Annotated in this window: 18 protein-coding genes; 12 read left to right on the top strand and 6 right to left on the bottom strand. The window is 67.8% G+C overall.

The features are described 5' to 3' along the window. Window positions 1-8: 8 nt before the first annotated feature. On the bottom strand, window positions 9-539 hold the full coding sequence (locus QTI45_RS15725; protein ID WP_286655042.1) for an RpiB/LacA/LacB family sugar-phosphate isomerase: 531 nt from the start codon (window positions 537-539) through the stop codon (window positions 9-11). A gap of 87 nt (window positions 540-626) precedes the next feature. After that, the gene (locus QTI45_RS15720) at window positions 627-1,262 is read right to left on the bottom strand and encodes a Crp/Fnr family transcriptional regulator (protein ID WP_286655041.1); all 636 of its coding nucleotides are present in this window, start codon (window positions 1,260-1,262) and stop codon (window positions 627-629) included. Window positions 1,263-1,341: 79 nt separating this feature from the next. Between QTI45_RS15720 and QTI45_RS15715 the strand changes: the two genes are divergently transcribed. Next, window positions 1,342-3,330, top strand: a complete 1,989-nt coding sequence (locus tag QTI45_RS15715) for a lipoxygenase family protein (RefSeq protein WP_286655040.1) — start codon at window positions 1,342-1,344, stop codon at window positions 3,328-3,330. 13 nt (window positions 3,331-3,343) lie between these two features. Here QTI45_RS15715 and QTI45_RS15710 read toward each other — a convergent pair whose 3' ends face one another. Beyond that, window positions 3,344-7,159, bottom strand: coding sequence for a serine/threonine-protein kinase (locus tag QTI45_RS15710; protein ID WP_286655039.1), 3,816 nt, complete (start codon window positions 7,157-7,159; stop codon window positions 3,344-3,346). A 120-nt stretch (window positions 7,160-7,279) separates the two neighbouring features. Between QTI45_RS15710 and QTI45_RS15705 the strand changes: the two genes are divergently transcribed. The 3 genes from QTI45_RS15705 to QTI45_RS15695 all read left to right on the top strand — a co-directional run bounded on the left by QTI45_RS15705 (window position 7,280) and on the right by QTI45_RS15695 (window position 9,857). Next, window positions 7,280-9,013: an adenylate/guanylate cyclase domain-containing protein gene (locus QTI45_RS15705; protein ID WP_286655038.1), complete on the top strand. Its 1,734-nt coding sequence runs from the start codon at window positions 7,280-7,282 to the stop codon at window positions 9,011-9,013. Between the two features lie 129 nt (window positions 9,014-9,142). Continuing rightward, window positions 9,143-9,418, top strand: a complete 276-nt coding sequence (locus QTI45_RS15700; protein ID WP_286655037.1) for a hypothetical protein — start codon at window positions 9,143-9,145, stop codon at window positions 9,416-9,418. A 13-nt stretch (window positions 9,419-9,431) separates the two neighbouring features. Next, window positions 9,432-9,857, top strand: coding sequence for a hypothetical protein (locus QTI45_RS15695; RefSeq protein ID WP_286655036.1), 426 nt, complete (start codon window positions 9,432-9,434; stop codon window positions 9,855-9,857). Between the two features lie 14 nt (window positions 9,858-9,871). On the opposite strand, the gene QTI45_RS15690 is transcribed toward QTI45_RS15695, so the two are convergent. Continuing rightward, complete coding sequence (locus tag QTI45_RS15690; RefSeq protein WP_286370642.1) at window positions 9,872-10,057, bottom strand: hypothetical protein; 186 nt, start codon at window positions 10,055-10,057, stop codon at window positions 9,872-9,874. 272 nt (window positions 10,058-10,329) lie between these two features. Here QTI45_RS15690 and QTI45_RS15685 point away from each other — a divergent pair, with 272 nt between their 5' ends. Together QTI45_RS15685 and QTI45_RS15680 are read left to right on the top strand one after the other, a co-directional pair. Next, window positions 10,330-10,851, top strand: a complete 522-nt coding sequence (locus QTI45_RS15685; protein WP_286655035.1) for a glycine zipper domain-containing protein — start codon at window positions 10,330-10,332, stop codon at window positions 10,849-10,851. 399 nt (window positions 10,852-11,250) lie between these two features. After that, entirely contained in the window at window positions 11,251-13,599 is a 2,349-nt protein-coding gene (locus tag QTI45_RS15680; RefSeq protein WP_286655034.1) for a DUF6351 family protein, read from the top strand. A gap of 118 nt (window positions 13,600-13,717) precedes the next feature. Here the strand turns inward: QTI45_RS15680 and QTI45_RS15675 are convergent, their stop codons facing one another. Together QTI45_RS15675 and QTI45_RS15670 are read right to left on the bottom strand one after the other, a co-directional pair. Further along, window positions 13,718-15,100 (bottom strand): DUF1254 domain-containing protein, encoded by a 1,383-nt coding sequence (locus tag QTI45_RS15675; protein WP_286655033.1) that lies wholly within the window; start codon window positions 15,098-15,100, stop codon window positions 13,718-13,720. 27 nt (window positions 15,101-15,127) lie between these two features. Further along, the gene (locus tag QTI45_RS15670) at window positions 15,128-16,522 is read right to left on the bottom strand and encodes a DUF1254 domain-containing protein (protein WP_286655032.1); all 1,395 of its coding nucleotides are present in this window, start codon (window positions 16,520-16,522) and stop codon (window positions 15,128-15,130) included. A 199-nt stretch (window positions 16,523-16,721) separates the two neighbouring features. On the opposite strand from QTI45_RS15670, the gene QTI45_RS15665 reads away from it, so the two are divergent. The 6 genes from QTI45_RS15665 to QTI45_RS15640 are packed head-to-tail and all read left to right on the top strand — an operon-like array spanning window position 16,722 to window position 24,291. Beyond that, a complete protein-coding gene (locus QTI45_RS15665) occupies window positions 16,722-17,531 on the top strand; it encodes an IclR family transcriptional regulator (protein WP_286655031.1) in 810 nt (269 codons plus the stop codon). Window positions 17,532-17,576: 45 nt separating this feature from the next. Further along, window positions 17,577-19,655 (top strand): acetate--CoA ligase family protein, encoded by a 2,079-nt coding sequence (locus tag QTI45_RS15660; RefSeq protein WP_286655030.1) that lies wholly within the window; start codon window positions 17,577-17,579, stop codon window positions 19,653-19,655. Further along, complete coding sequence (locus tag QTI45_RS15655) at window positions 19,652-20,632, top strand: Bug family tripartite tricarboxylate transporter substrate binding protein (RefSeq protein ID WP_286655029.1); 981 nt, start codon at window positions 19,652-19,654, stop codon at window positions 20,630-20,632. The genes QTI45_RS15660 and QTI45_RS15655 overlap by 4 nt, the downstream gene beginning before the upstream one ends. A gap of 40 nt (window positions 20,633-20,672) precedes the next feature. Further along, window positions 20,673-21,977, top strand: coding sequence for a DUF1254 domain-containing protein (locus tag QTI45_RS15650; RefSeq protein WP_286655028.1), 1,305 nt, complete (start codon window positions 20,673-20,675; stop codon window positions 21,975-21,977). Beyond that, on the top strand, window positions 21,974-23,263 hold the full coding sequence (locus QTI45_RS15645) for a DUF1254 domain-containing protein (protein ID WP_286655027.1): 1,290 nt from the start codon (window positions 21,974-21,976) through the stop codon (window positions 23,261-23,263). Before QTI45_RS15650 ends, QTI45_RS15645 begins: the two co-directional genes overlap by 4 nt. Before the next feature lie 29 nt (window positions 23,264-23,292). Further along, window positions 23,293-24,291, top strand: coding sequence for a Bug family tripartite tricarboxylate transporter substrate binding protein (locus QTI45_RS15640; RefSeq protein WP_286655026.1), 999 nt, complete (start codon window positions 23,293-23,295; stop codon window positions 24,289-24,291). Window positions 24,292-24,384: the final 93 nt, after the last annotated feature.

The following is a 24,384-nucleotide window of genomic DNA, read 5'->3' as shown; positions in this document are numbered from 1 at the left end:
CGATCCGTTCAGGGGAAACGCCGGCCTTCGACCAACGCCCGTGCCGCTTCGCGCTCCAGTTCGCCGAGCTTGTCGACGCGGCGGCGGAAGTGCTCTTCGGTGCTGAACTCGGAGGCCAGGAAGGTCTCGATCACGTCGCGAGCCACCTGCGGCCCGATGATCCAGGCACCGATGCACAACACATTGACGTCGTCGTGTTCGACCGCCTGGCGAGCCACGAAAGTGTCGTGGCAGACCGCCGCACGAATGCCGGGGATCTTGTTGGCAGCGATGCACGCGCCTGCGCCCGTGCCGCAGACGAGGATCACCCGTTTGACCTTGCCCTCCTGGATGAGGGAAATGGCGTTCCGCGTGACATCCGGAAAATCGACTGGCGATTCCGACATCGCGCCGACATCGATGACTTGATCGCAATGCTGCGAAAGAACATCCGAGACAAACGCCTTCAGGAGGAAACCGGCGTGGTCGTTCGCCAGGCCGATTGCCGGCCAGCGCGGAACCTCGTGCGCATGCGGTGAGCGTGATTCGTCTCTGGACATATTGCTGCCTTACCGTGGTAAGACCAAGGATAGACCAAGGCGGCGGAACTCGTCGATAGGGGTTCCTCCGGACCATCCCCAAGCCGCTCACCACTTCGGCGGCAACTTCCTGAGCAGCACGATGCGCTCGCGCGAAACCTCGATGTAGCCACCCTTGGCCAGGTCGGTCAGCAGCCGGTTGACCATGGCCTTCGAGGCGCCAACGCGCTCGGCGATGCGCTGCTGGCTCAATGGGCCGGGCACCACGCGCAGGCCCCTGTCGTCGACCGCGAGGGCATCGAAGAGGCCCACCAGCCGTCCGTAGACGTCCACGGAGGCCAGGCGGCCGACCGTGCGCGTGAGTGTGCGCACACGTTGAACCAGGCGCTGGATCAACTGGAACGCAAGCTCGGGGCGCTGCGCCAGCGCGCGCTCGGCTTGCTCGCGGGTCACGCGCGTCAGCCGCGCCCGCGTGATGACCTGCACCGTGGCCGTGCGCACTTCGCCGCTGAGCATCAGCTCGCCGAAGAGCTCGCCGGGGTGCAGCGTGTTGAGTTCCACCACGCGTCCGCCCTCCCCGACCACGAAGGCGCGCAACTCGCCCTCGTGGATGAGATACATGCAGTCGGCCACCTCGCCCTCGGTCACCACCGCGGCCCCCGGCTCCCAGGTACGCGTCTCGCCCAGCCGCGCAAACTCGGCCCGCAGGTCGTCGGAATTGCCGACGCTTGACTCTTCGAACATACCTGCTCCTCGCTTGCGACCGACGCCTAGACTCACGATCGAGTTCGCTTTCGGACCCGCAGAACCTATCATGCGCGCGATGAACGCCTCCATCCCCACCTTGCCGAGCCCGTCCACCGATGCGCAGACGGAGGCGCGCGCATTGCAGCTGTCGTTGGCCCGCACGGCCTACAACTACGTTCGAAGCTACCCGAATCTCGATGCGGTGCCGATGTGCGCGGGCGTGCCCGCCGGCGAGGAGTTCAGCGCCGCCTACAACGCACTGGTCGCGCAGACCAGTGCGGAGATCGCCGAGAACTTCGCCGTGAATGTGCTCAACTTCCTCGAGAAGGAGTTTCAGGAGGACTGGGTGGGTGGTTTCTCTAAGCTCTTCCAGATCAGGCAGGATGTCCAGAAGCTGATCGACGGCATGTATGCCGCCGCCGAAGAGGCGGTCCAGGAAGGGCCTACGGCGATCCTGAAGTCGACACTGTTCGACATGGTGCGGTCGAAGTTCCTCCAAGCCGAAACCGAGGCGGACTACGAGAAGCTGGTCGTCACGCTGCCCAAGCCGCAGATGATGGCGATCGAGTCGAAGGACTGGATGCGGCTCGAGGACGGCAGGCCGTGCCAGCAGGACTGGTTCTTCGGCTACCTGCAAGTGGCCGGCTTCAACACCACCAACCTGCGCCGCGTCGTGCACGACAAGCCGACAGGCAGCAAGGCGCTGGTCTGGCGCGAATTGCAGGCCAAGATGACGATCCCCGATACGGTGACCGTCGAGAGCCTGGGCGGCCCCACCACCTTGAAGCTGTCCGACATGGTCGCCGCCGGCACGCTCTACGCCTGCGACTACGCCGCGCTGATCGGCGACGGCGATCTGTCATCCAAGGAGAGCGACCTGCACGGCAAGCACCGCTACCTTCCCTCGCCCATCGCCCTGTTCTATTGGAACGCGTCGCCTCCCACGGGCTATCCGCCGGTCTATGGCGCAGGTCATGGCCAGGCCGGTGCGTTGCAGCCGATCGCGATCCAGTTGGGGCAGGTCCCGGGCTCGGCCATCTTCAGCCCGACCGATGCCTTCGGTGCGAACGATGCCGATCGCCTGAAGTGGAAGATCGCCAAGTACTTCGTCAACGTCGCCTGTGCGATTCAGCACGAGTCGGTCGCCCATCTGGGGGATTGCCACCTGATCATGGAGGCCGTTGCCATCGCCACGCACCGCCAGCTGGCGAAGGAACATCCGCTGTTCCAGCTGCTGGCGCCGCATCTGCGGTTCACGATCAGCATCAACGACGGTGCCTCGCACAACCTCATCGTTCCGGGGGGCGTGGTGGCGGCCAACGTCGGCGCCCGCATCGACTGGACGCTGCAGATGGTCAACGAGGCGCGCAAGGCCTGGCGCTGGGGCGAGAACAGCCCCGACACGATCTTCTCGCTGCGCGGCATGGACCAACTGGCGGACTACCCGTTCCGCGACGACACCTTGCTGCTGTGGAAGGCCATCCAGGACTTCGTTGCCGACTACGTGAAGATCTACTACAAGGACGACGCGGCGGTCGCGTCCGACCCGGAACTCATGGCCTGGGTGCAGGAACTCGGCTCGCCGCAGCACGGCAACCTGTCGGGCTTTCCGACCACGCTGGGCACGCGCGAGCAGCTCGCCCAGGTCGTCGCCCAGATGATCTACACCGCGGGCCCCCTGCACGCGTCGGTCAACTACGGCCAGTACCCCTTCGCGGGCTTCGCGCCCAGCGTGGCCGCCGCAATCTACAAGGCCGCACCGACGCACGAAGACAAGATCGATCGCGCGTCGCAGGTTCTGGAGTGGCTCCCGCCGCTGGACGTCGCGCTGTACACCGTGTCCTTCGTGTACCTGCTCAGCAGCGTGCAGTTCGATGCGCTGGGGCACTACGCCGCCAACCCGCAATACCCGCACTTCGCGGACCCCGGGGCCCAGAAGGCGCTGGAAGCCTTCCAGGCCGCGCTGGCGCAGGCCGAGATCACGATCCACCAGCGCAACCTCGAGCGGCCGATTCCCTATCTATTCCAGGTGCCGTCCAGGGTCCCCAACAGCATCAGCATCTAGCGCCGGCGCCAGGTCACCGGGCCCGGCAGCCCGGTGCCAGCATCTCGGTTGTCGCTTCGAGGTCGATCACGCCCTGCGCGTGCATGACGGCCTCTCCGGCGATCGACATCGCCCGCCCTGCCTCGCCGCCCATCAACTGCCCCTGTCTGCGCCGCGCGGCGGCGCCGTACAGCTTCAATCCGGTGGCGTCGAAGATCGCCGTGGCCGCCTGCAACAAGGCCGATGCCCGATCGGGTTGCTGCTTCTCGCACGCCAGGCCGGCTTCGATCACAGCGGCCCAGCCGGGCAGGTGGGGCAGCCGGCTGCTTTTTAACTGCGCGGCCGTGGTCCTGGCGATACCCATGGCAGCGGCGACGTCGGTCGAGCCTTGCCGAGCGGCAGCCACTGCGCAAGCGGCCCGGTAGAAGCTGACGAGGCCAAAGGCCGTCTTCATGCGCAGCAGTTGCGACTTCTGGAGCGCCGGCCACTGGCGGGCTGCCAGCAGCATGCCGCGCGCCGGCTGGCCTTCGTAGAGCGCGAGGTTCATGTCGGCCAGGAGGATCAGGTAGTCCGCCCATTGGTAGACGCTCTGGACCTGGTAGCTGGCCTTGGCCTGGCCGATGCGCGGGCCCGCGTCGGCCAGGCCGCGGTGCGCCAGCAAGGCAGGCGCCGCAAAACTGACCACGCCGCAGGCCAGGTACTGGTCGCCGCGCCGCAAGGCGTTCTCGACGATGCCGGGTGCCGTGGTCGAGGTCCGGGCAAATTCGCCCAGATGGTTCGCCACGTTCACGGTGTAGAGATGGGTGCTGGCCAGCTCGAAAGGCACCTCCGTGCATTGGGAGCCCAGCCAGTCCAGCGCGTCCTGCAGCACCGGCTGGGCATCGGTGAAGCGGCCTTCGTGCGCCAGCACGCAGCCGCGGATCTCGCGCACCCAGCCCGTGAGTTCGTTCTGCGACACCTCGGCGGCCAGGCGCTCGGCCTGCAGCAGGATCGGCTCCGTCTTTGCGCGCGTGCCCGGGCCGTCGAAGCTGGCCATGTAGGCCTCCATCGACAGCGCCCGCGCCGCATGCGCCGCCGAGCCGGTGTTCAGGGCCAGCCGGGCATAGCGGGCCGCCATGTCGACCATCACGAACGGATCGTTGCCGACCGAACCCTGGACCACCGACCACATCGCGCCCAGCCGGGCCTGCTCGCCCGGCCCGGGCGTTGCCGCTGGATCGATCTTCAGCCCCCTGCACATGAGCATGAAGCGCGAAGCCAGCGCCGCGAAGATCGCTGCCTGCGGCGAGCGCGGCATCGACAGGCCGACGGCGGCAAGCACCTCGCCCAGCAGCACGCGCGCCTCGTCGATGTAGCCGCTGGTGCTGAGCAGGTGCGCCGCCGCGCGCTTGAAGTCGAGCGCCTCCTGCGGCGCCGCACCGACGCTGGCGGCGCGATAGACCGCCGCGGCCTCGCGGCTGTTGCCCATCGACGCCAGCATCGCGGCGAGCTTGACCTGCACCCGCCGGAAGCGCGGCGGGTCGAGCTCGATCAGGTCCAGGCACTGCCGGTATTGGCGGGAAGCGAATTCGAAAGCCAGCGCGGCGGCGAAGACGTCGCCCGCCTTCTCGTAGTGGACGCTGGCACGCTGGCCGTCGCCGGCGCCATGGAAGTGCAGCGCCAGGTGTTCCGGCTGCGCATCCGCATGCATGGAGAGCGCCTCGGCCAGGCTGGCGTGCACGCGGCGCAGCTCGGCCGGGGCCAGGGCATCGGCCACCGATTCGCGGATCTTGTCGTGATAGCACTCCAGTACGCGGCTGTGCGCACTCACCCTCGCCGTACGCGCGAGCCGCTCGAACAGCAAGGCATCGAGCGCTTCGTGCGTCGCATGGGCCGCGTCCACGGCCAGCTGCGCCGAGATCGGGCGGCCCGCGACCGCCAGCACGTTGAGCACCTCGCGCGCCTTCTCGGGCAGCAGTCCGATGTGCCGGTCCACGCTCTGGCCCAGCGTGAACCGGTCCGGGCCGGCCCCCGTCCGCCAGTCCGAGAGCGCCAGGCGCACCAGTTCACCGACGAAGAATGGACTGCCACCGCCTTCGGCAGCGATCGCGCCGAAGTCCGCGCTGCGAGCCGAGCCGAGCAACCGCTGCGCCAGCTGCACCGACACGGCCGGCGGCAGAGGACCCACATGCAACGAACGGCACTCCACTTGCGGACTCCGGGCCGGGATGCCGAGGATCTTCTGCAACAGCGCGTTGTCCTTCGCGCCTTCGCTGCGGTGGGTCGCCACCCACAGGAACGGCGTCGGCTCCGGCTGGCTCAACAGGTACTCGAAGACGACGATCGAATCGCTGTCTGTCCATTGCAGGTCGTCCACGAAGATGACGAGCGGCCGCCGGTCGCGCATGCGTCCGAGCAGTTCGCTCAGCGCGGCGAAGGCGCGCAGCCGCAGATCCTGCAGGTCGGGCGTCGGTTTCTTCGGCGCCCGGGCCACGGCCTCGACCCGTTCGAGCACGGGGAAGAGACGGGCCAAGGCGTACATCTCGCGCGGCATCAGTTCGCCGGCTTCCGCGTGCGAAAGGCCGTGCAGGTGGCTGCCGAGCTCGTCCATCACCGAGTCGAAGGCCTTGAACGGCACGCTCTCGCGGTCGTAGCAGCGGCCCTCGAGCGCGACCGAGCGCCCATCGGCTCGCACCTGGTCGAGGAAGGCATGCAGCAGCGCACTCTTGCCCATGCCCGACTCGCCGCTGACGAACATCATGACCGGGCGGCCGGCCAGCATCGACGCATGGGCAGCGTGCAGCGCGGCCATCTCGCTCTCCCGGCCGAGCAGGACATCGGCCCGCGGCGCCGGGCCCGTCGGTTCCGCCTGTGCGGTGGCCGACGCGGCGAGCGGCGCCGTGCCGCCTTGCGCGTCCGGCGCGTTCGCTCGGGCGAGGGCCGCCTGCATCCGTGCCGCGTCGGGCCGCGCCGCGGGGTCGCGTTGCAGCAGGGCGTCGCACAACTCGGCCAGGTCGTGCGGCGCGTCCGCGCACAGGTTGCGCACGGGCGGTGCGGCCTGCTGGCGCTTGCGCTCGAGCACGTCGGCGAGCGGCCCTTCGAACGGCAGCCTGCCGGTCAGTGCCGTGAACAGGATCGAGCCGATCGCGTACATGTCGCTGGCGGTCGTCGGCAGCGCGTGCGGCGCGCTCCAGGTCTGCTCGGGTGCCATGTAGCCGGGCGTGCCGCTGATTCCGAGATCGGCCGCCGGGCGTACGGTGGCGCCGGCATGTCCGTCCACGACCAGGCCGAAGTCCAGGACCACGACGCGGCCGTCCTTGTCGACGAGCACGTTCGACGATTTCAGATCCCGGTGCAGCATGCCGGCCGCATGGATCGCCATCACGCCGTCCAGCAACTTCGCGAGGGCGGTGCGCAGGCGTTGCACGTCGAGCCGCCCCTCGGGACGCACCCAGGCGTCGAAGCGCTCGCCGTCCACCATCTCCATGCTGAAGAACCAGCCCTCGTCGCTGAACAACTCGTGCAGGCGGCACAGGTTCGGGTGGCGGATCTCGGCCAGGGAGCGGAACTCGTTCTTCAGCCGGTAGACGCTGCCTGAGTCGAGCCAGCTCAGCGTCTTGATCGCGACGGCGCTGCGCCTGAGCTCGTCATAGGCTTCGAACACCACGCCCATGCCACCCTCGCCGATCTGGCGCCGGATGGCGAACCTGCCGTCGAGGAGGCTGGTGCCAGGCAACGGCCGCAAGCCCGAGCCCCGCAGGCGCGCCTCGGGCACCGGCGAGGCCTGCGCGAGCATGTCCAGAAACGACCCGCCATGCCCCTCGACAGTGAGATCGACACGGGCCGGCCCGCTTTCTTTTTTTTCTGACATGACGCCTTCGCAACGACCATGGATGCTTAAATGATTATCAATGAACATCAGCGCGGACAGTGACCCATCACCGGGTTTTCCTGAAGATGCACTTCCGGCGCCTTCCTTGCAGGACCTGCCATGCGCCTGATCCTGCAAGCGACGGCTGCCGGCGCAGTCGAGCGGCTCGACTTCAACACCGCCGAACCCGTGACGATCGGACGCTCGCCCGACTGCCAGATCCAGGTCGAGGGCGATCACGTCAGCGTGTCCCGGCTGCATGCGCGGCTCGTTCCGACCGGACAAGGCTGGGTGGTCGAGGATCACAGCAAGGTGGGAACCCTGGTCAACGGCATGAAGCTCGGGCCCGGCCAGCGCTGTGCGCTGCGCTTGCACGACGAATTGCGGGTCGGCCCCCTGCGCCTGAAGGTGCTCGAGCTCGGCGGCCAGATCGAGCAGACGATGGCCACCGCGCTCAAGCTGACGGCCGTGAATTTCGCGACCCTGGACCCGCAACTGATGCTGCAGTCGGCGCTGGCGCTGCCCCGGCTTTTCGGCGAGGCGCACGCCGAAGGCGAGGTGCTGCAGAAGGCTTGCGCCTTCCTGGTGCAAGTGCTGTCCCCGGCCGTGAGTTCGGCCTATGTGGTCGAGGCGCATCCGCAGGACATGGCCTCGTCGCGCATGCTCGCCACCTGCTCGCGCGACGGCGAACGCGCGCCGGTGCTCAGCCGCAGAGTCATCGGCGACGCGCTCCAGCTCGATGGCTCGGTCGCCTTCTTCAATCACGCAAGCTCGCACGCGATCGATGCCACCGTGCACGACACGACCCGCACGGTCGGGGCCTGCCTGATCGAACGCAGCGCCGCCGGTGCGCCGATCGTGCTCTACGTCGTCGGCGAACGCAGCTTGCCGATCGAGAACACGGACATCGCGGCCGGCTACCTGAGCCTGGTCAGCACGCTGACGCGCCAGCACCTGGTGGCCCAGAGGCAGGCCCATATGGCCCAGTACTTCTCGCCGAAGGTGGTCGACCTCCTGATGCGCCCCGGCGGCCGATCGAGTGCGGAAGGCGACCCCCGTGTCATGGAGGCCACCACGCTGATCTTCGATCTGCGCGGCTTCTGCCTTTCCACGGAGGCCGCGGCGACGGACCTGCTCCGGTGGCAGAAGGAGCTTCGAAGCATGATGGACGTCGTCTCGCGCGAGGTCTTCGCGCACGAGGGAACCGTGATCGACTACCAGGGCGACGGCTGCTTCGCCGCCTGGGGCGTGCCTTTCGAGCAGGCCGACCAGGCCCAGCTGGCCGTCGACTGCGCGCTGCGGATCATCGAGCAGCTGAAGACCACCTCCCTGCAGTCCCTGGACTCGCCGTCGGGTCCGGTCTGCGGCATCGCCATCGCCAAGGGGCAGGTGCTGGCCGGCTCGATGACGTCGAGCCGGCATTTCAAATACGGCTTGCTGGGCACTTCGGTCAACTGCGCGTCGCGCGTGGAGGCACTCACCAAGCCCGGCCGGCTCGATGCGCCATTGCTGGTCACCGAAGAGGTGGCCAAGCTCCTGGACGCGACGCGCACGCCCTTCGTCCGGGCCGCGCGCGTGGCCCTGACCGGGATGGAGACCCTCTTCGATGTCTACGAGGTGATTGATCCCGCACGCGGCCTGTCGTCGCCTGGCCATGCGGCGCAGTGGGAAATCCTGTTGCGCAGGCTGGAAGGCTTGCGCCATGCCGCCGACCTGCCGGCGCTCCAGGCGGCGATCGGCGCGCTCGGGTGCGCGGACGACGCCCGCGTGCGCTGGCTGCAGGCCCAGTGCAGACAGCTTGAAGAGCCGGCCCAACTGTCGCGGTGGGACGGCGTCGTGCGCTACGAGAAGTAGGGCACAGGTTCGAGGCGGGCCACGGCAGGGCTCGCCGGTCACTATTGAACGCAGGCGCGCCGGGCGGCGCGAACATGACGACCATGCGTCCAACGAGCAGCCATCGCTGATCGACACAAGGACAGCGCCATGAACACCGCCAAGCCCCTACTGCCTTCCGACGCCGGCTTCGACGTCTTCGACGGCGGCCGCGACACCACAAACCGCATGCCGGACGCCTCGGCGCTGATAGGGGAACTGCGCAAGGCCGTCGCTCAGGTGACCCAGTGGGTGGCCGGAGCCGACGCACAGCTGGCGCGCGACCGCTACCTCGCCGAAGCCTCCGATCCGGCCGACCTGGAACGCCGCAGCGTGGCCTGGGATCGCGCGCAGGAGACGCGCCGCTCGATGCCACCTGTGCTCTGAGGAGCGCTCGTCCATGTTCGACCGATCCCTTCGCTACCTGAACGCGGCCGCGACCCGCGGCTCGCCGCGCTACGTCGTGGCGCTGCTCGCCTGCGTCCTGCTGGTCTTGTTCTGGCGCGGCCAGGCCGGGAGTGTCGATGCAGCGATCAGGCACCCCGTGGCCCACCCAAGCGACGCGTCCAGCGACGCGCCTTCCCACTTCGATGCACTGCGCAACCAGGCTGCGACCGGCGACGAACTTTCCAATGTCGAGCTCAGCAACGCCTTGCTGGACAGGTACGACCTGGCGGGCGATTCGAACGACCTCTACGAGGCGCTGCAATGGGTCGACCGGCGCCGGGATCCCTCAGACCCCACGGGCCAGGTCAACCGCATAGTCGCGAAGTACTGCAGTCATCGCGTCGTGCAGTGGCACTGGCTGTGCGTGATGGGTGAATGACCACAGTCTGCGGCTCAGCTGGCCGGAAACTGCTCGGGAAGCGGATCAGGCTTCTCCTCCGCCCCCGCCTTCTTCGTCTCATCGCGGCCCAGATCCTTCATCATTTCCTCGCCTTCGGGATCCTTGCCGTCCAGCGGGATCGACTCTTCAGCGCCCAATTCCGGCTCTTCGTTGTCCGCGTACTTCCGAGGGGTGTTCATGGATTTGCTCCTGTGAACCACCACCTTGGTCTCGCGAACGCACCTGGTGCCTCAGGGGAAAGCGCAAGCGCCTGTCAGTGACGGCCGACTTGTGGGCCGCTGCAAAGCGCAGTCGCGCACCGCACTGGCGTCAAGCGCGTGCCTGGCCTGTAGTCCACCGCATGCATGTCGAGGGCGCAGCCTCCGACGCGAGATCACGCGCGGCGGGACTGGATGCACGCAGGATGGCGTCGCACCTTGGGGGTCCCTGCAACCCTCTCAAGGAGACATCAATGGCATATCCCAACGATACCCGTGTCGCCGGCGACACGGATTCAAGCGCCACCGCGACCGGCGTCGGTGCCGTCGTCGGCGGCGTGGCCGGTGGCGTGGCTGGCGGCGCGGCAGCGGGCGCGGCCGTGGGCGGCATGACCGGCCCCGTCGGCGCTGCCGTGGGCGCCGCCGTCGGCGCTGTCGCCGGCGCACTGGCCGGCCGCCGTGTCGCCAAGGCCGATCCGGCTGCCGAGGACACCTACTGGCGCGACAACTATGCCGGGCGCCCCTACGTCGAAGGCGGCTCGAGCTACGACGACTACGCCCCCGCCTACCGCTACGGCGTGGATTCCTATGCCCGCTTTCCCGACCGCCCCTTCGACGAGGTGGAGCCGGCGTTGGGCCGCGACTGGGGCACGGCGCGCGGACGGTCCACGTTGGAGTGGGAACGGGCCAGGCATGCCACGCGCGACGCCTGGCAGCGTCTGAGCGACAGCGTGGAGCGTGCAATCCCGGGTGACTCGGATCGCGACGGGCGCTGAGTTCCAAAAGCGAACATGAAGAACGGCCCGCAAGGGCCGTTCTTGTGGAGTGCGCCTTTCTCGCGCCGCGATGCCCCGGCACGCAGCGGCTCGCAAGACGGGTGGCGCTGATGCGTCGCTCGATTCCACGGCCCCGTCATCCGAATCGGAACCTATGGTCACGCGACGAAAAAGCGTCTAGCCTTCGCGCGGCTCACGTGCAGTACGCGAGCAACCGCAGCCAAGGGCCGGGCATACGGCTCTGGCAACGACAACAAGGGCCTGCGTGCCCGAGGAGACGCGATGACATCCAAGGTTCTCACGGCCTCAGCGGCCGTGTGTGTAGTGCTGCTGGCTTCCTGCGGCGGAGGCAGCAGTGGCGGAAGCTCCGGATTGGGCGGAGGAAGCGGCACAAGCAGTTTGAAGAGCAGCGCCGACGCCAACGCCGCGCAGCAGGCGAAACCGCAGAACGACAAGGAGCAAGGCAACAGCGTTCGACTGCGCGTGCTGTCGAGCGCGCCCGAGTTCATTTCGGGCGGCGACGCGCGCATCGAGGTGCGAGCCGCGCCGGGCCTGCGCGACAAGCTGGACTTGTGGCTCAATGGCACGCGCCTGGAGGTGAAACTCGCCGAAACCGCAGACGGCCTCGAAGGCGTGATCAGCGGCCTGAAGGTGGGGAAGAACTCGCTGGAGGTCCGCCATCGCAGCGGCAACGGACAGGCCCGCGACCAGCTCACGCTGACCAACCACCCGATCACCGGCCCGATGTTCACCGGGCCGCAGCAGACACCTTTTGTGTGTACCACGATCCAGGCCGCGGTCGGCAAGCAGCCGCGCGTGGACAGCGCCGTGCCGCCGGGCTACCCGGTTCGCGATGCCCAAGGCACCTTGCTGGGCTACAGCCAGGATTGCTCGATCGACACCTTCGTCAGCTACCAGTACCGCAGCACGGCAGGCGCGCTCAAGCCGCTGCCGGCCGACGGTACGCGCCCCACCGACATGGGACAGGCAACGCTGGCCGACGGCCGCACGGTAGACTTTGTCGTGCGGCGCGAGATCGGCAGCATCAACCGCTTCCTCTACAGCATCGCGATGCTCGCGCCCATGCCGGCCGCCGACAACGGCGCGCAGACCGACACCTCCCTGTGGAACGGCAAGCTGCTCTACTGGTTCCAGGGCGGCGTGGCGATCGGTCACAGCCAGGGCACGGTGCATGGCGGCTCGATGAACCTCGACGTACTCGGCCGCGGCTGGGCGATCGTTCATTCGAGCGGCAACAACACCGGCACGCACTACAACATGAACCTCGCCGGCGAGACCGCGATGATGACCAAGGAGCGCTTCATCGAGCGCTATGGCGCGCCCGTCTACACCGTCGGCCTGGGCGGCTCGGGCGGTGCGATCCAGCAATACATGATCGCGCAGAACAACCCAGGCGTGCTCGACGGCCTGCTGCCCGTCCAGAGCTACCCCGACATGGTCACGCAGACCATCCACGTTGGCGACTGCGAACTGCTGGAGCACTACATGGACGCGACCGACCGCACGAACGGCAAGTGGGGCGTGACCAAGAACCGCAGCTGGCTGGTGGGCATGAACGCGGAGGAAAACCCCGACGGCGGGCCGAACACGCGCGTGAACGATGCGCTCGCGCCGCTGAAGATCGCACTGGGATACAGCACCGCGAAGGGCACCACCGAATGCGTGCCGGCGTGGCGCGGCCTCACGCCGTTGTCGATGAATCCCTGGTACGGTCAAGCGCCCAACCAGCAGTTGTACGAACCGCAGAGCGATATCGCCGCCATCCGCTGGACCCACTACGACGACCTGCGCAACGTCTACGGCGTGGACCCCAGCGGCGCAGCCCGACCGACCTGGGACAACGTGGGCGTGCAATACGGCCTCAAGTCCCTGCGAGCGGGCCACATCACGATGGATGAATTCGTGCACCTGAACTGGCACGTGGGCGGCTGGAAGCATCCGAGCGACATGGTTCAGGAGGGGTTCCCCTTCTTCGGCACGACGCAGGCCGAGATCAACAAGGCGCTGTCGCAAGCCGGCTACTTCGACCCATGGAGCCGTCGCAACATGCGCCTGGCCACCGCGGATGCACCGGCGCCGCGCACGGTCGGCGACCCGCTGGCGATGCGGGCCGCCTACACCTCGGGACATGTGTTTACGGGGCGCCTGGACGTACCGGCCATCGACCATCGGCAGTACATGGAGCGCGAACTGGACATGCACAACAGCCATCAGTCCTTCGCGGTGCGACAGCGTGTGCTGCAGAAGATGGGCCACAGCGACAACCTGGTCTTGTGGTTCACCGACACCGCGCCCGGCACACCCAAGGCGAGCCAGTCGATGCAGGCGCTTGACGTGATGGACCAATGGCTCGCGAACATGCGCAAGAACCCTGCGGGCGGGATCGCCGGCAACAAGCCGGGCGATGCAGTGGACGCCTGCTTCAACCTGCAAGGTCAACGCATGAGCGCGGGTGGCGGCGTTTGGGCGGGCATCCTGGACAGTCAGGCCGCAGGTGCATGCACGCAAAGCTTTCCTCTGTACGGCACGTCCCGCACCGTGGCCGGTGCACCGATCGAGGGCGGCATCTACCGCTGCGCCCTCAAGCCGGTGGACAAGGCTCTGGCTGACGGAACCTATGGCAATTCGGCGCCCCCTGCCCAGCAGATCGAGCAGCTCAAGCGCATCTTCCCCGAGGGGGTGTGCGACTACACGCAACCGGACCAGGCTCGGCCAGTGGCCGGGTGAGCGAGGCGTTCGCCTGGTAGCGGGAGATCCGGCGACCGGCCATGTGCGAGGCGAAGATGGCAAGCACGAAAACGCCAACGCTCAGGAGGCTCACGGTCCCCTTCGGAAAACGCGAGTGCTACTTTGCCGCCACTGGCACCAGCGGCGGCAGCTTCCAGGTGCCGTTCATCGCCTCCTTGCTGGGACCATAGATGCGGCCCACGGCACTGTAGGGACCGTCAGGGGCCGGCAGCCAGTTCGACTCCTTGTCGGGGCCAGGGGATGTGTGACCGACATGGAGCGTGAGGCCACCGTCCGCATCTCGCTTCAGGCCGGGAGTGCGGTCGCCGATCGAGTACCGCTTGAGTTCGTTGGCGTAGAGGAAGCGGTCGGGCAAGGTGTAGAGGGTCATCGACCAGAAGAACTTCGCGGGCGGCAACTGGCCAGGTGCGAAATGGATGGTCGACGGCTTGCTGCCGTCGCCGACATAGCCGCCATACCAGGCCTCCACCAATGAATTGCCGTACAGGCCCATCTCTGCGGCGATGGCGCGCTTCATGTAGTCGTTTTTCAGGTCCGCGCGCGTGCCGAACAGGCCGTTGGAAGAGAGCGTCACCTTCACCTTCTCGGCCATGGCGGTTTGTGCGTCCTTCACGCCGGCGTCGATCGCGGCCAGCGTCTCGGGCGGCACTGTCGATGCGTCGAAGGGTTTGCCCGGGCCAATGCCGATGGTCGAGAAGCGCTTCATCAACGCGATCTCGCTCTTGTTCGGTGGCTGCGTGAACTGCAACAGAAAGTTCAGGTAGCCGATGAAATCATGCGAGCGTGCCTTCGCGGCGTCGTAGGGCGGGAAGGTCACGGCGGGGGCGGCCGGCGGAGCGGCCGTCTTGCGAAAGCTGCTCAGCGGCTCGAGCCGCATGCCGGCCTGCACGGCCTTCACGGCCTTCACGGCCTCGATATCGTCCGGGCCGTTGAGCGCGGTGCGCGTGAGCGTCATGACGATGTCGGTCTCGGAGCGGAACACCTTCTTGATGCCGGGAGGGGGCTTGCCCTTCCAGTGCGGCCCCGCAACCATGTAGCTGCCTGCTTCATTGCCGGTCGCGCGCGACCCCAGGTAGGCGAAGTTGTAGGTGTACAGATCGACCCACTGTTGCACGTAGTAGCGCTTGTTCGCGACGGCGGGGACGCTGACCACCCAGGGCTCGGCGCGCAAGTCGAGCCACGCCCATGAATAAGGGGTGTCGTTGTTGGGCGTCACCACGTCGCGGTTCTCAGGCGTGTAGAGCTGCGAGTAGTGGCGGAACTTGCCGAAGCCGCCCACGTACTCGCGCCCCGCAGGATCCGCCAGCTGCTTGTACATGGTGTTGTAGTTCTCGAGCATCGAGAAAGCGTAGATGTAGGCGTCCTTCGCCACGGCCCGCGCCTCGGCGGGCGAGACCGCGGTCTGGGCGGCTGCGGGCGACGACATCACCAGGGGTGCGCACAGCGCCGCAATCGAGATGAAGCTGGCTTTCAATGACATGGCTCGGGTTCTCTCGGTGGGATCAGGTCATGGCGCCGCACGCACGACGGGCGACTTCCATTGCCCGCTGAGCAGCTCCGGCTTGGGCAGGTAGTAGCGCATGGTCAGCATGAACGGCCCCTGGGGCGCCGGCAGCCAGTTGGCTTCCCTGTCCTTCCCCGGGGACTCGCTCTGGATGTAGATGGTGAGCCCTCCGTCAGCGTCAGTCTTCAGGTCTGGCAGCATGGGCGAGTTGATGAGATAGCGGTCCTGGTCGTTCTTCACGAGCAACTGGTCGGGCAAGCCATACATCGTGAGCGACCAGAACGCATTGACCGGCGGAAGCTGCCCCTTCGCAAAGCGCAGCACGTAGCGAGCCTTGCTTCCGTCGAGCGCTTGTCCGGCGGCATCCTTTTCATAGATGGGATAGAGCGCCTCCTCTCTGGAGTTCGCGCCGATGCCGACCTGCGCCCCTACCGCCCGGTCGAGGTTGTTGTTCTTCATGTAGGCACGGGTACCGAACAGCGTGTCGATCTTGCCGCCGAGCTCGGCGCGGCGCGCGTCGATCGCCTTCTGGCCATCGGCCATGCCGTCCTGCATGGCCGCCTGGATGTCGGCGGGCAATGCGCCCACGTCGATGTGCTTGCCAGGCGCGACACCGATGCGAGCGAAACGCGCACGCAACTCTTTTTCGCTCGGATGTGTCGGGGCGAACTGAAGCGCAAAGTTCAGCACGTTGAAGAACTCGAGCGACGTGCGCTGCTCGGCCGCGCCAAGCGGCTTGATCCAGTCCGGCTCGGCCAACGCTTTTGGCGCCTCCTTGCCAACAAAGGCCGACAGCGGTTCAACCTTGTAGCCCGCCTGGATCTTCTTGACCTTGTCGAGGTCCGCCGGGTTGAACAACTGCGTGCGACCGATGACGTTGACCAGTTCGGTCTCGGAGCGGACCACCTTGGTGATCCCCTTGGGCACCTGTCCCTTCCACCGTGGCCCGGCAATCAGGAACTTGCCCCCGCCATTGCCCGTCGTCCGTGTGCCGAGGTAGTCGAAGTTGTAGGTGTACAGGTCCATCATCTGGAACACGTAGTAGCGGTTCTTCTCGATGGCCGGCAGGGTCAGCACGATCGGTTCGGTGCGAAGGTCCAGGCCGAGGAAGGTGTAGGGGGTGTCCGAGTTCGGCGTGACGAATGCCTTGTCGTCAGGCGTGAACACCCGGGCGATGTTCAGCACCGAGTTGAAAGGCCCCTTGTACTCAGGGTTGCCCTTGGCGATGGAGAAGGCATACATGGTGCGATAGCTGTCTTCCATCGGAAAGCCGTAGACGTAGGCCTCCTTTGCGATGGCGCGCGCCTCCACTGGCGTGAGCTCAGCAGCGGCCGAAGCACCCTGCACCGACAAACCGACACTGGCAAAAAGAAGGGTCAAGAGGCTGCGTCGAATCATTGGCTGAGCTTTCTGGATCTGTCCATGCCGAGAGAAATCAAATGTGCGGCCGAGCCCGCGTCGCGGTAAATAAGGCCAAAGGGCATCCCGCATTGCCCATCGGGGCAATTTTCGACGCGTCTGCAGGAGATCAGGAATCCCGTTCCGAATAATGGAACTTGATTTTGAGAACGCCGCTGCCAGCCCTAGAGTGCGGCGAATGATCCGCCAGCTCCGCCACCAGTCCGACGTCAGCGCGCTGCGTATCGGCGATCCCAATTTCGCCGGAACGCTTGCCAAGGGCCTCATGATCCTGCAGACCTTCCTGCGCGATCCCCGACCCTATGCCAACAGTGAGTTGGCAACGCTGCTTGGCCTTCCGCGCTCCACGGTGTCGAGGCTGTGCGGAACGCTGCTCGAGATGGGCTACCTGGATCGAGACGAGCGCATCGATCGCTACTTCATCGGCCCGGCCGCGGTCGCGCTGGGCTACCCCTACATCGTCTCGATCCCCTTGCGCGCCCAGGCGCGCCCGCTGATGCAGTCGTTCGCCGACCAGGTGCGCGGCGCCGCCTCGATCGGTGTCGCCATGGGGCTGGACGTGGTGTACGTCGAAACCTGCGCCTACAAGCGGGGCACGCTGGCGCGCCCGGATGTGGGTGCACTGCGCAGTGTGGCCAGCAGCGCCATGGGACGGGCCTGGCTGCACTCCCTGGATGAAAAGGAACGCAGCGCAGTGTTGCGCCAGCTCAAGGCGGAGCGCCCCGAGGAACTGGCGCGCTGCGCGGCCGGCATCAAGGATTCGCTGCAGCTGCAGTCGCGTCATGGCTTTGCGATCAATCGCGGCGATGCGGGCATGGGCGTGCTCGGTGTCGCGGTGGCTTCGCGCCTGCGCCAGGGCACACGCGCGCTGCTGTTCAACTGCGCGGTGCCCGGTACCCAGATCGATGCCAAGACCTTGGAGTCCGACGTCGGACCGCGTCTGGTGGAACTGGTGCGCCTTTGCGAACGCAATGCAGGCGTCGCCTGAGCCTCTCCTCTTTCTTGTCGTCTTCTTCAACCCTCGAATTTCCGCATGCAACTCGACGCACTTTTTTCGCCGCGCAGCGTCGCCGTCATCGGCGCCTCGCAAAACCCGCAGAAGGTCGGCGGCATGCCGGTGCAACTGCTGCTCCGGCTCGGCTACGACGGGCCCATCTATCCGGTCAATCCCGGCGCGGCCGAGGTGCAGGGCCTGACGGCCTTCGCGACGATCGATGCGGTGCCCGCGCCGATCGACCTGGCCATCGTCGCACTGCCGGCCGCCAGCGTGGAGGGAGCCATCGAGCAATTGATTGCACGGCGAGCACGCGCCGCCGTGGTGCTCAGTTCAGGCTTTGCCGAGATGGGCGAGGAAGGCGCCGCCACGCAGGCGCGCATCGCGGAGCGCGCACTTGCGTCCGGGATGGCGCTGCTCGGGCCCAACTGCCTCGGCGTGATGAACATCCGCCGCAAGCTCTTCGCCACTTTCTCGCCGGCACCACTGGCCGGGGTGCCGGAGGTGGGCCAGGTCGCCATCGTGAGCCAGAGCGGCGCCTTCGGGGCCTATGCTTTCTCGCTGGCGCGCAAGGGCGGCCTCGGCCTCAGCCACTGGGTGACCACCGGCAACGAGGCCGCGGTGTCGGTGGCCGACGTGATCGACTGGTTGGCCGATGACGCCGGCACGCGCGTGATCCTCGCCTACATCGAGGGCGCGCGCGATGGCGCCGCCCTGCAGCGCGCGCTGGCCAAGGCGCGTGCGGCCGGCAAGCCGGTGATCGTGACCAAGGTCGGCCGCACCGAAGCGGGTGCCCGCGCCGCGATGTCGCACACCGCCAGCCTCTCCGGCGAGGACGCCCTGTACCAGGCGGTGTTCGACGCCACCGGCGCGATCCGCGCCCGCACGGTCGACGAGATGTTCCGGCTGGGCCAGGCCTTCGCGACCGGCAGCACGCCGGCCGGGCGACGCCTCGGCATCGTGACGGTCTCCGGCGGCGTCGGCACCTTGATGGCCGACAGCGCATCCGATCTCGGGCTCGAACTGCCCGCGCTGCCGGAAAACGTGGCCATGCCGCTGCGCGAACGCATTCCCTTCTGCGCCACGCAGAACCCCATCGACGTGACCGGTCAGGTCACGGCCGACCTGCCCGTGCTGGGCCTCGCGGCGCAAGGCGCAGCCACCAGCGGCGCCTACGACGCACTGGCCCTGTTCGTCGCCGCCGCCCTCGCTTCGCCGCTGCTGGCGCCGTCGATCGTGGAGATGGTGCGCAAGGCCGTCGCCGCAGCGCCCGGCGTCCCCATGGCTTTGTGCGGCATTGCCGACGAGGCCACGCGCCAAGCCCTGCTCGAATGCGGCTGCCTGGTCTTCGAGGAGCCGACGCACGCCGTGGAGGTGCTCGCCGCGAAGGCCAGGTGGGCCGCGCACCGCATCGAGCCCCAGCCGCAGCAGCCGGCGCAACTCGACATCGCGCCGGCGCTGCTGAACGAAGCCGAGGCCCTGGACTTCCTCGGCGGCTTCGGCGTGCCCGCCGCACCGCACCGGTGGGTCCATTCGCCGGCCGATGCGGTCGCGGCCTGGCGGACGCTCGGCGGGGAAGCGGTGATGAAGATCGTCTCTGCCGACCTGCTGCACAAGAGCGACGTGGGCGGCGTGCGCGTGGGACTGCGCAGCGAGCAGGAGATCCGCGAGGCCTACGAGGGCATCACCGGCGCGGTTGCACGCCTGGCACCGCAGGCGCGGCAGCAGGGTGTGCTGGTCGCGCGAAAGCTCTCACCGCTGGCTGAACTGATGCTCGGCGCGCGGCACGATCCGGTGTTCGGCACCGTCCTCGTGCTGGGCCTGGGGGGCGTGCAGGTCGAACTGCACCCGCGCAGCGCCGTGCTCACCGCACCGACCACCGCCGAGCGCGTGCGCGCGCAACTGGACGCGCTGGGCGTGCTGAAACTGATTGGCGGGTGGCGCGGCCGTCCGAAGGGCGATGCCGACGCGCTGGTCGACGTGGTGCTGCGCTTCGGCTCGCTGGCAGCCGCGCTGGGCCCGCGCCTGGGCACGCTGGAGATCAATCCGCTGATGGTCACGGCCGAAGGCATCGCCGCCGCCGACGCGGTGGTGAGCTTCGTCGAGGAGGCGAGATGAGCACAAAACCCCACCGCCGCGCGCTGCTTCTGCAAGTCGGCGCCGCCCTGCTGGCGACCTCTGGATGGCCGGCCGCCCGCGCCGCACTGGGCGACAAGCCGATCCGCCTGATCGTCCCCTTCCCGGCCGGCGGCGGCACCGACGTGATGGGACGCCTGCTGGCGCAAGCGCTCTCGCAGGAACTGGGCGCCACCGTGATCGTCGACAACCTGCCCGGTGCCACGGGCACCTTGGGCAGCGCGCAGGCGGCGCGCGCCGCACCGGACGGTCACACGCTCCTGCTGGGCATCAGCGCCACGCACGCCATCGCGCCATCGCTGTTCAAGGACCTGAAGTACCGCCCCGACGATTTCACCGCCATCGCCCGCCTGGCGCACGGCGGCAACGTGCTGGTGGCGAACCCCGGCTATGCGGCGAACAGCGCACCCGACATGGTGGCCCTCGCGAAACGCAGCCGCGACCCGCTGATCTACGGCTCCTGGGGCAACGGTTCCGGCGGCCACCTGGCGATGGAAAGCCTGCGCATGGCAGCGGGCATCGAGACGGTCCACGTGCCGTACAAGGGCGTGGCGCCACTGCTGCAGGATGTGGTGGGCGGCCAGATCCAGGTGGCGATGGCGGACGTGGCCGGGGCGCTGCCGCTGCTGCGCGCGGGACGCATCAAGGCATTGGCCGTGACCGGCCGCAAGCGCTCGTCGGCCCTGCCGGAAGTGCCTACGCTGGTCGAGGGCCGCATTGCCTTCGACACCGAGAGCTGGTTCGCCCTGTTCGCACCGGCGCGCCTGCCGGCCGACACCGCGAAGCAACTGGCGCAAGCGGCCGACCGCGCGCTGCGACGCCCGGAGCTGATCGAGAAGGTGAAGAGCCTGGGCATGGAGTCCGACCCGATCACGCGCGAGGCCTTCGACAAGCAATGGCACGAGGACATCGCGACCTGGGCCCGAGTGGTCCAGGCGAGTGGCGCGAAGGCCGACTGATTCCCACATCCGCTTCATTCAAGACGAGAGGCCAGACCCGATGAGCAACGCATTCCTCCAAAGCGAATTCACCTCGCCCCAGGCGGCCTGGATCGCGCACTGCGCGGTGCCTGCGGTCGTGGCCGGCTACCCCCTTCTCGAATCCGTTCGCACCTGCCATGTGCAGACCACGCCCGGCGCAGCAGCCTATGGGCGTGCGCCCTTCAACCGCTTCGGCCACAGCGCCGAGCGCTGGACCGACCGCGATCGCGACATCGTGACCCCGGCCAACGACCTGCTCTACAGCAACGCCTGGATCGACCTGCGCAGCGGACCGGTGGTGATCACGGTGCCACCGCAAACCGGCCGCTATTTCGTGCTCGAACTGCTCGACACCTACACCAACAACTTCCACAACATCGGCACGCGCAATGTGCCGCAGCAGGGCGGCCGCTTCGCCCTGCTGGGTCCGGAAGACGTGCACGCCGCGCCGGAGGGCACCACGGAGATCCGGTGCCCGACTTCGCTGGTCTGGGTTCTGGGGCGGGTGCTGGTCGATGGCGACGCGGACGTCGCCGCCGCGCGTGGCTTCCAGTCCGGCTTCACCATCCACGGAGCCGAGTCGGCCGATGCACCGGCCAGCGTGTCGCAGTGGCAAGCGGGCGGCGTTGATCCCGCGCTCGAATTCTTCGCCAATCTCTCGCGCGCGCTCCACGACTTCCCCCCGCCGACCTCGCAGCAAGGCGCTTTCGAACTGCTGCGCGGCGCCTACGTGAAGCTCGATGCCAGCGGCGAGTTGGGCGACCTGCGCCCTGCCACGCTGGAGGGCCTGCGCATCGCATTCGCATCGGCGATGAAGATCATCGACGGCGCATCTCGACCCCCATCGAAGGCGCCCTGGCGCTATTCGACGCGCCTGGGCCGATACGGCGACGACCTGCTGCTGCGCGCAGCCACCGCCTGGAAGGGACTGGGCGCGCTGGCTGGCGACGAGGCGATCTACGCCACCACCGACTACGACGACCAGGGCGAGATGCTCGACGGCGACCGGCTCTATCGTCTGCATTTCGAGGACGGCGGCCGGATCCCGGCCGGTGCCTTCTGGTCGATCTCGCTCTATGGCGCCGACCGCTACTTCTCGTCCAACCCGATCGGCCGCCACGCGCTGGGCAATCGCAGTCCGCTCGAGCGGAACCCGGATGGCAGCCTGACGCTGTACGTGTCGCGCCAGCGCCCGCCGGGGCCCGAAGAGAACTGGCTGCCTGCGCCACACGGGGCCTTCTACCTGATCCTGCGCGTCTATCACCCGCAGCCCGCGTTCCTGAGCGGCGACTACCGCATGCCGAAGCTGGAGCGCGTGGCATGAAGCGCGACGACCTGGAGGCGACCCACGAGGCCGTGCTGCGCACCCTGCCCCTGTTCGAGATGGCGCGCATGCGTGCCGCCACCGCGCCGCGCCGGCATCCGCAACGCGGCTTCGCCGGTCCGGACGCTGCATCGACCCTGCGCTGGCTCAACACCTTCACCCATTCGAAGCGCCTGCTCACGCCACGGGACCGCGAGGTGGTCACGCCCAACAACGACACGCTCTACACCAACGCCTGGCTCGACCTCTCCGAAGGGCCGCTGGTGATCGAGGTGCCTGACATGGGCGAACGCTACTGGACCCTGGGTTTCCTCGACATGTGGACCAACCCGTTTGCGTACGCCGGGCGCCGAACCACCGGGAACCGTGCACAACGCCTTTTCGTCCACGGCCCGGAATGGACCGGCACGGTGCCGAAAGACATGGTCGGGATCGCCGCACCGGGCGGCGACGTTTGGATCATCGGCCGCATCCTTGTCGACGACGACGCGGCAGACCTGGCGCGGGTCGCGCAGTTGCAGCAGCAGTTCTCGATCCTGCGCGCACAGGACCTGCAGGCCGCCGCACGCGTCGCCGACACCCGGATGGACGGACGCAAGACCGACACGCCGGAAGCGCGCGCATACCGCGCCATGGTCGATGCCGCCTGGGCGCGCAATCCCGCGCCGCATGCAGACCATGACGCGCCATCGCTTTGGCAGCAGGCACTGAGCGATGTCGAGCCGCGCTTGCAGCAGGCGCTGGGCGAAGTCTGCCAGGCACTGCGTGAAGACGCCCAGCCCTCCGACATCGGCGGCGGATGGAGCGTGCCGATGACCATCCGCACCGACTGGGGCACGCAGTTCGCCCTGCGCGCCCGCGTGGCGCGCAACCTGATCGGCGCGTTGGGCATCGAGGAAGCCATGTATCCGGTGGCCGAAGTCGACGACCGGGGTCGGCCGCTCGACGGCGCGCACCGCTACACGCTCTGCTTCCCGCCTGGCGCGGGCCCGCAGGTCGATGCCTTCTGGTCGCTCACCCTGTACCGGAAGTCCGATTGCCTGCTGGTGGACAACCCGATCGACCGCTACTCGATCGGCGACCGGACGCAAGGCCTGCAATGGGACGCGGACGGCGGCCTGCGCATCGCGATCCAGCACGCCGCGCCATCAGACCCTCGCGATCGCGCCAACTGGCTCCCCGCGCCGCCCGAGCCCTTCTACCTCACGCTGCGCCTCTACCAGCCACGTCAGGCGCACCTGGACTTTCTCTATGCCTATCCGCCACTGGTGCGGCATGCCGGCTGAACGCGTACAAGAAAACGGAGACAGCACCAATGAACGACACGACACGCCGCAGCCTCCTCATCTTCGCCGGCGCGCTGGCCTCGGCCCTGCTGGCCGGAGGCGACATCGCGTATGCGCAGACGGGGCGCGCCTGGCCCGACAAGCCGGTGCGCGTCATCTCGCCCTATGGCGCAGGCGGCTCCAACGACATCTCGGCGCGCATCCTGGCCGAAGAACTGGGCAAGCGCCTTGGGCAGCCCTTCCTGGTCGAGAACAAGCCCGGCGCGGGTACCCGCGTGGGCAACGAAATGGTGGCGCGCGCCGCGCCCGACGGCTACACCCTGCTGTACGCGGCAGCGCCCTATGCAGTGGTCGAGAGCCTCTACGGCAAGCTGAGCTACGACCCGCGCAAGGACCTGCGCGCGGTGAGCCTGGCGGCGGTGGCGCCGGTCTTCCTGATCGTCAATGCCGACTCCCCCTTCAAGACACCCGCCGACCTGGTCGCCTACGGCAAGGCCAACAAGCAGCGCGGTCTCACCTTTGCGTCGCCGGGCAGCGGCTCCGGGCCGCACCTGGCGGCCGAGCTGTTCTTCAAGGAGGCCGGCATCACGGGCCTGAACGTGCACTTCCGCGGCGACGCCACCGCCTACACCGAGTTGCTGGCCGGCCGGGTCGATGCCACGCTCACCGCCATCACCTCCGCCCTGCCGTTCATCCAGAACGGCAAGCTGCGCGTGCTGGGCGTGGCCTCGGAACAGCGATCACTGATCTACCCTTCTGCGCCGACCTTGCGCGAGCAGGGCTTCCCCAACGTGATCGGCTATGGCTGGTTCGGCTTCATGGTGCCGGCGGCGACGCCGCAGCCCATCGTGGACCGACTTTCCAGCGAAGTGAAAGCCATCCTGGCCGAGCCGGCGGTGAGCCAGAAGATGGCCGGTCTGGGTTTGCAGGCGGTGGGTACCAGCCCCGCAGAGTTCGCGGCCTTCATCGACAAGGAGATGACGCGCTGGGATGCCGTGGTGAAGCAGGTCGGCATCAAGGGAGAATAGATCTCTAGACTCGTCAGGCAAGCATCCACTTGTCATCTGGGGCACGCGCCACCGCGGGTGCCTGCGGATAGCACGCTTCGTCCCACACCGTTG

It is taken from the genome of Variovorax saccharolyticus, assembly GCF_030316765.1.
Taxonomy (GTDB): Bacteria; Pseudomonadota; Gammaproteobacteria; order Burkholderiales; family Burkholderiaceae_C; genus Variovorax; species Variovorax saccharolyticus.
Note: the sequence above shows the minus strand (reverse complement) of the source record. Positions and strands in the feature narration are given on the sequence as shown.

Bases quoted from the DNA above. Each gene is read 5' to 3' on its own strand.
- QTI45_RS15725 (WP_286655042.1), bottom strand. From the start codon at position 539: ATGTCCAGAGACGAATCACGCTCACCGCATGCGCACGAGGTTCCGCGC.
- QTI45_RS15720 (WP_286655041.1), bottom strand. From the start codon at position 1,262: ATGTTCGAAGAGTCAAGCGTCGGCAATTCCGACGACCTGCGGGCCGAG.
- QTI45_RS15715 (WP_286655040.1), top strand. From the start codon at position 1,342: ATGAACGCCTCCATCCCCACCTTGCCGAGCCCGTCCACCGATGCGCAG.
- QTI45_RS15710 (WP_286655039.1), bottom strand. From the start codon at position 7,159: ATGTCAGAAAAAAAAGAAAGCGGGCCGGCCCGTGTCGATCTCACTGTC.
- QTI45_RS15705 (WP_286655038.1), top strand. From the start codon at position 7,280: ATGCGCCTGATCCTGCAAGCGACGGCTGCCGGCGCAGTCGAGCGGCTC.
- QTI45_RS15700 (WP_286655037.1), top strand. From the start codon at position 9,143: ATGAACACCGCCAAGCCCCTACTGCCTTCCGACGCCGGCTTCGACGTC.
- QTI45_RS15695 (WP_286655036.1), top strand. From the start codon at position 9,432: ATGTTCGACCGATCCCTTCGCTACCTGAACGCGGCCGCGACCCGCGGC.
- QTI45_RS15690 (WP_286370642.1), bottom strand. From the start codon at position 10,057: ATGAACACCCCTCGGAAGTACGCGGACAACGAAGAGCCGGAATTGGGC.
- QTI45_RS15685 (WP_286655035.1), top strand. From the start codon at position 10,330: ATGGCATATCCCAACGATACCCGTGTCGCCGGCGACACGGATTCAAGC.
- QTI45_RS15675 (WP_286655033.1), bottom strand. From the start codon at position 15,100: ATGTCATTGAAAGCCAGCTTCATCTCGATTGCGGCGCTGTGCGCACCC.
- QTI45_RS15670 (WP_286655032.1), bottom strand. From the start codon at position 16,522: ATGATTCGACGCAGCCTCTTGACCCTTCTTTTTGCCAGTGTCGGTTTG.
- QTI45_RS15665 (WP_286655031.1), top strand. From the start codon at position 16,722: ATGATCCGCCAGCTCCGCCACCAGTCCGACGTCAGCGCGCTGCGTATC.
- QTI45_RS15660 (WP_286655030.1), top strand. From the start codon at position 17,577: ATGCAACTCGACGCACTTTTTTCGCCGCGCAGCGTCGCCGTCATCGGC.
- QTI45_RS15655 (WP_286655029.1), top strand. From the start codon at position 19,652: ATGAGCACAAAACCCCACCGCCGCGCGCTGCTTCTGCAAGTCGGCGCC.
- QTI45_RS15650 (WP_286655028.1), top strand. From the start codon at position 20,673: ATGAGCAACGCATTCCTCCAAAGCGAATTCACCTCGCCCCAGGCGGCC.
- QTI45_RS15645 (WP_286655027.1), top strand. From the start codon at position 21,974: ATGAAGCGCGACGACCTGGAGGCGACCCACGAGGCCGTGCTGCGCACC.
- QTI45_RS15640 (WP_286655026.1), top strand. From the start codon at position 23,293: ATGAACGACACGACACGCCGCAGCCTCCTCATCTTCGCCGGCGCGCTG.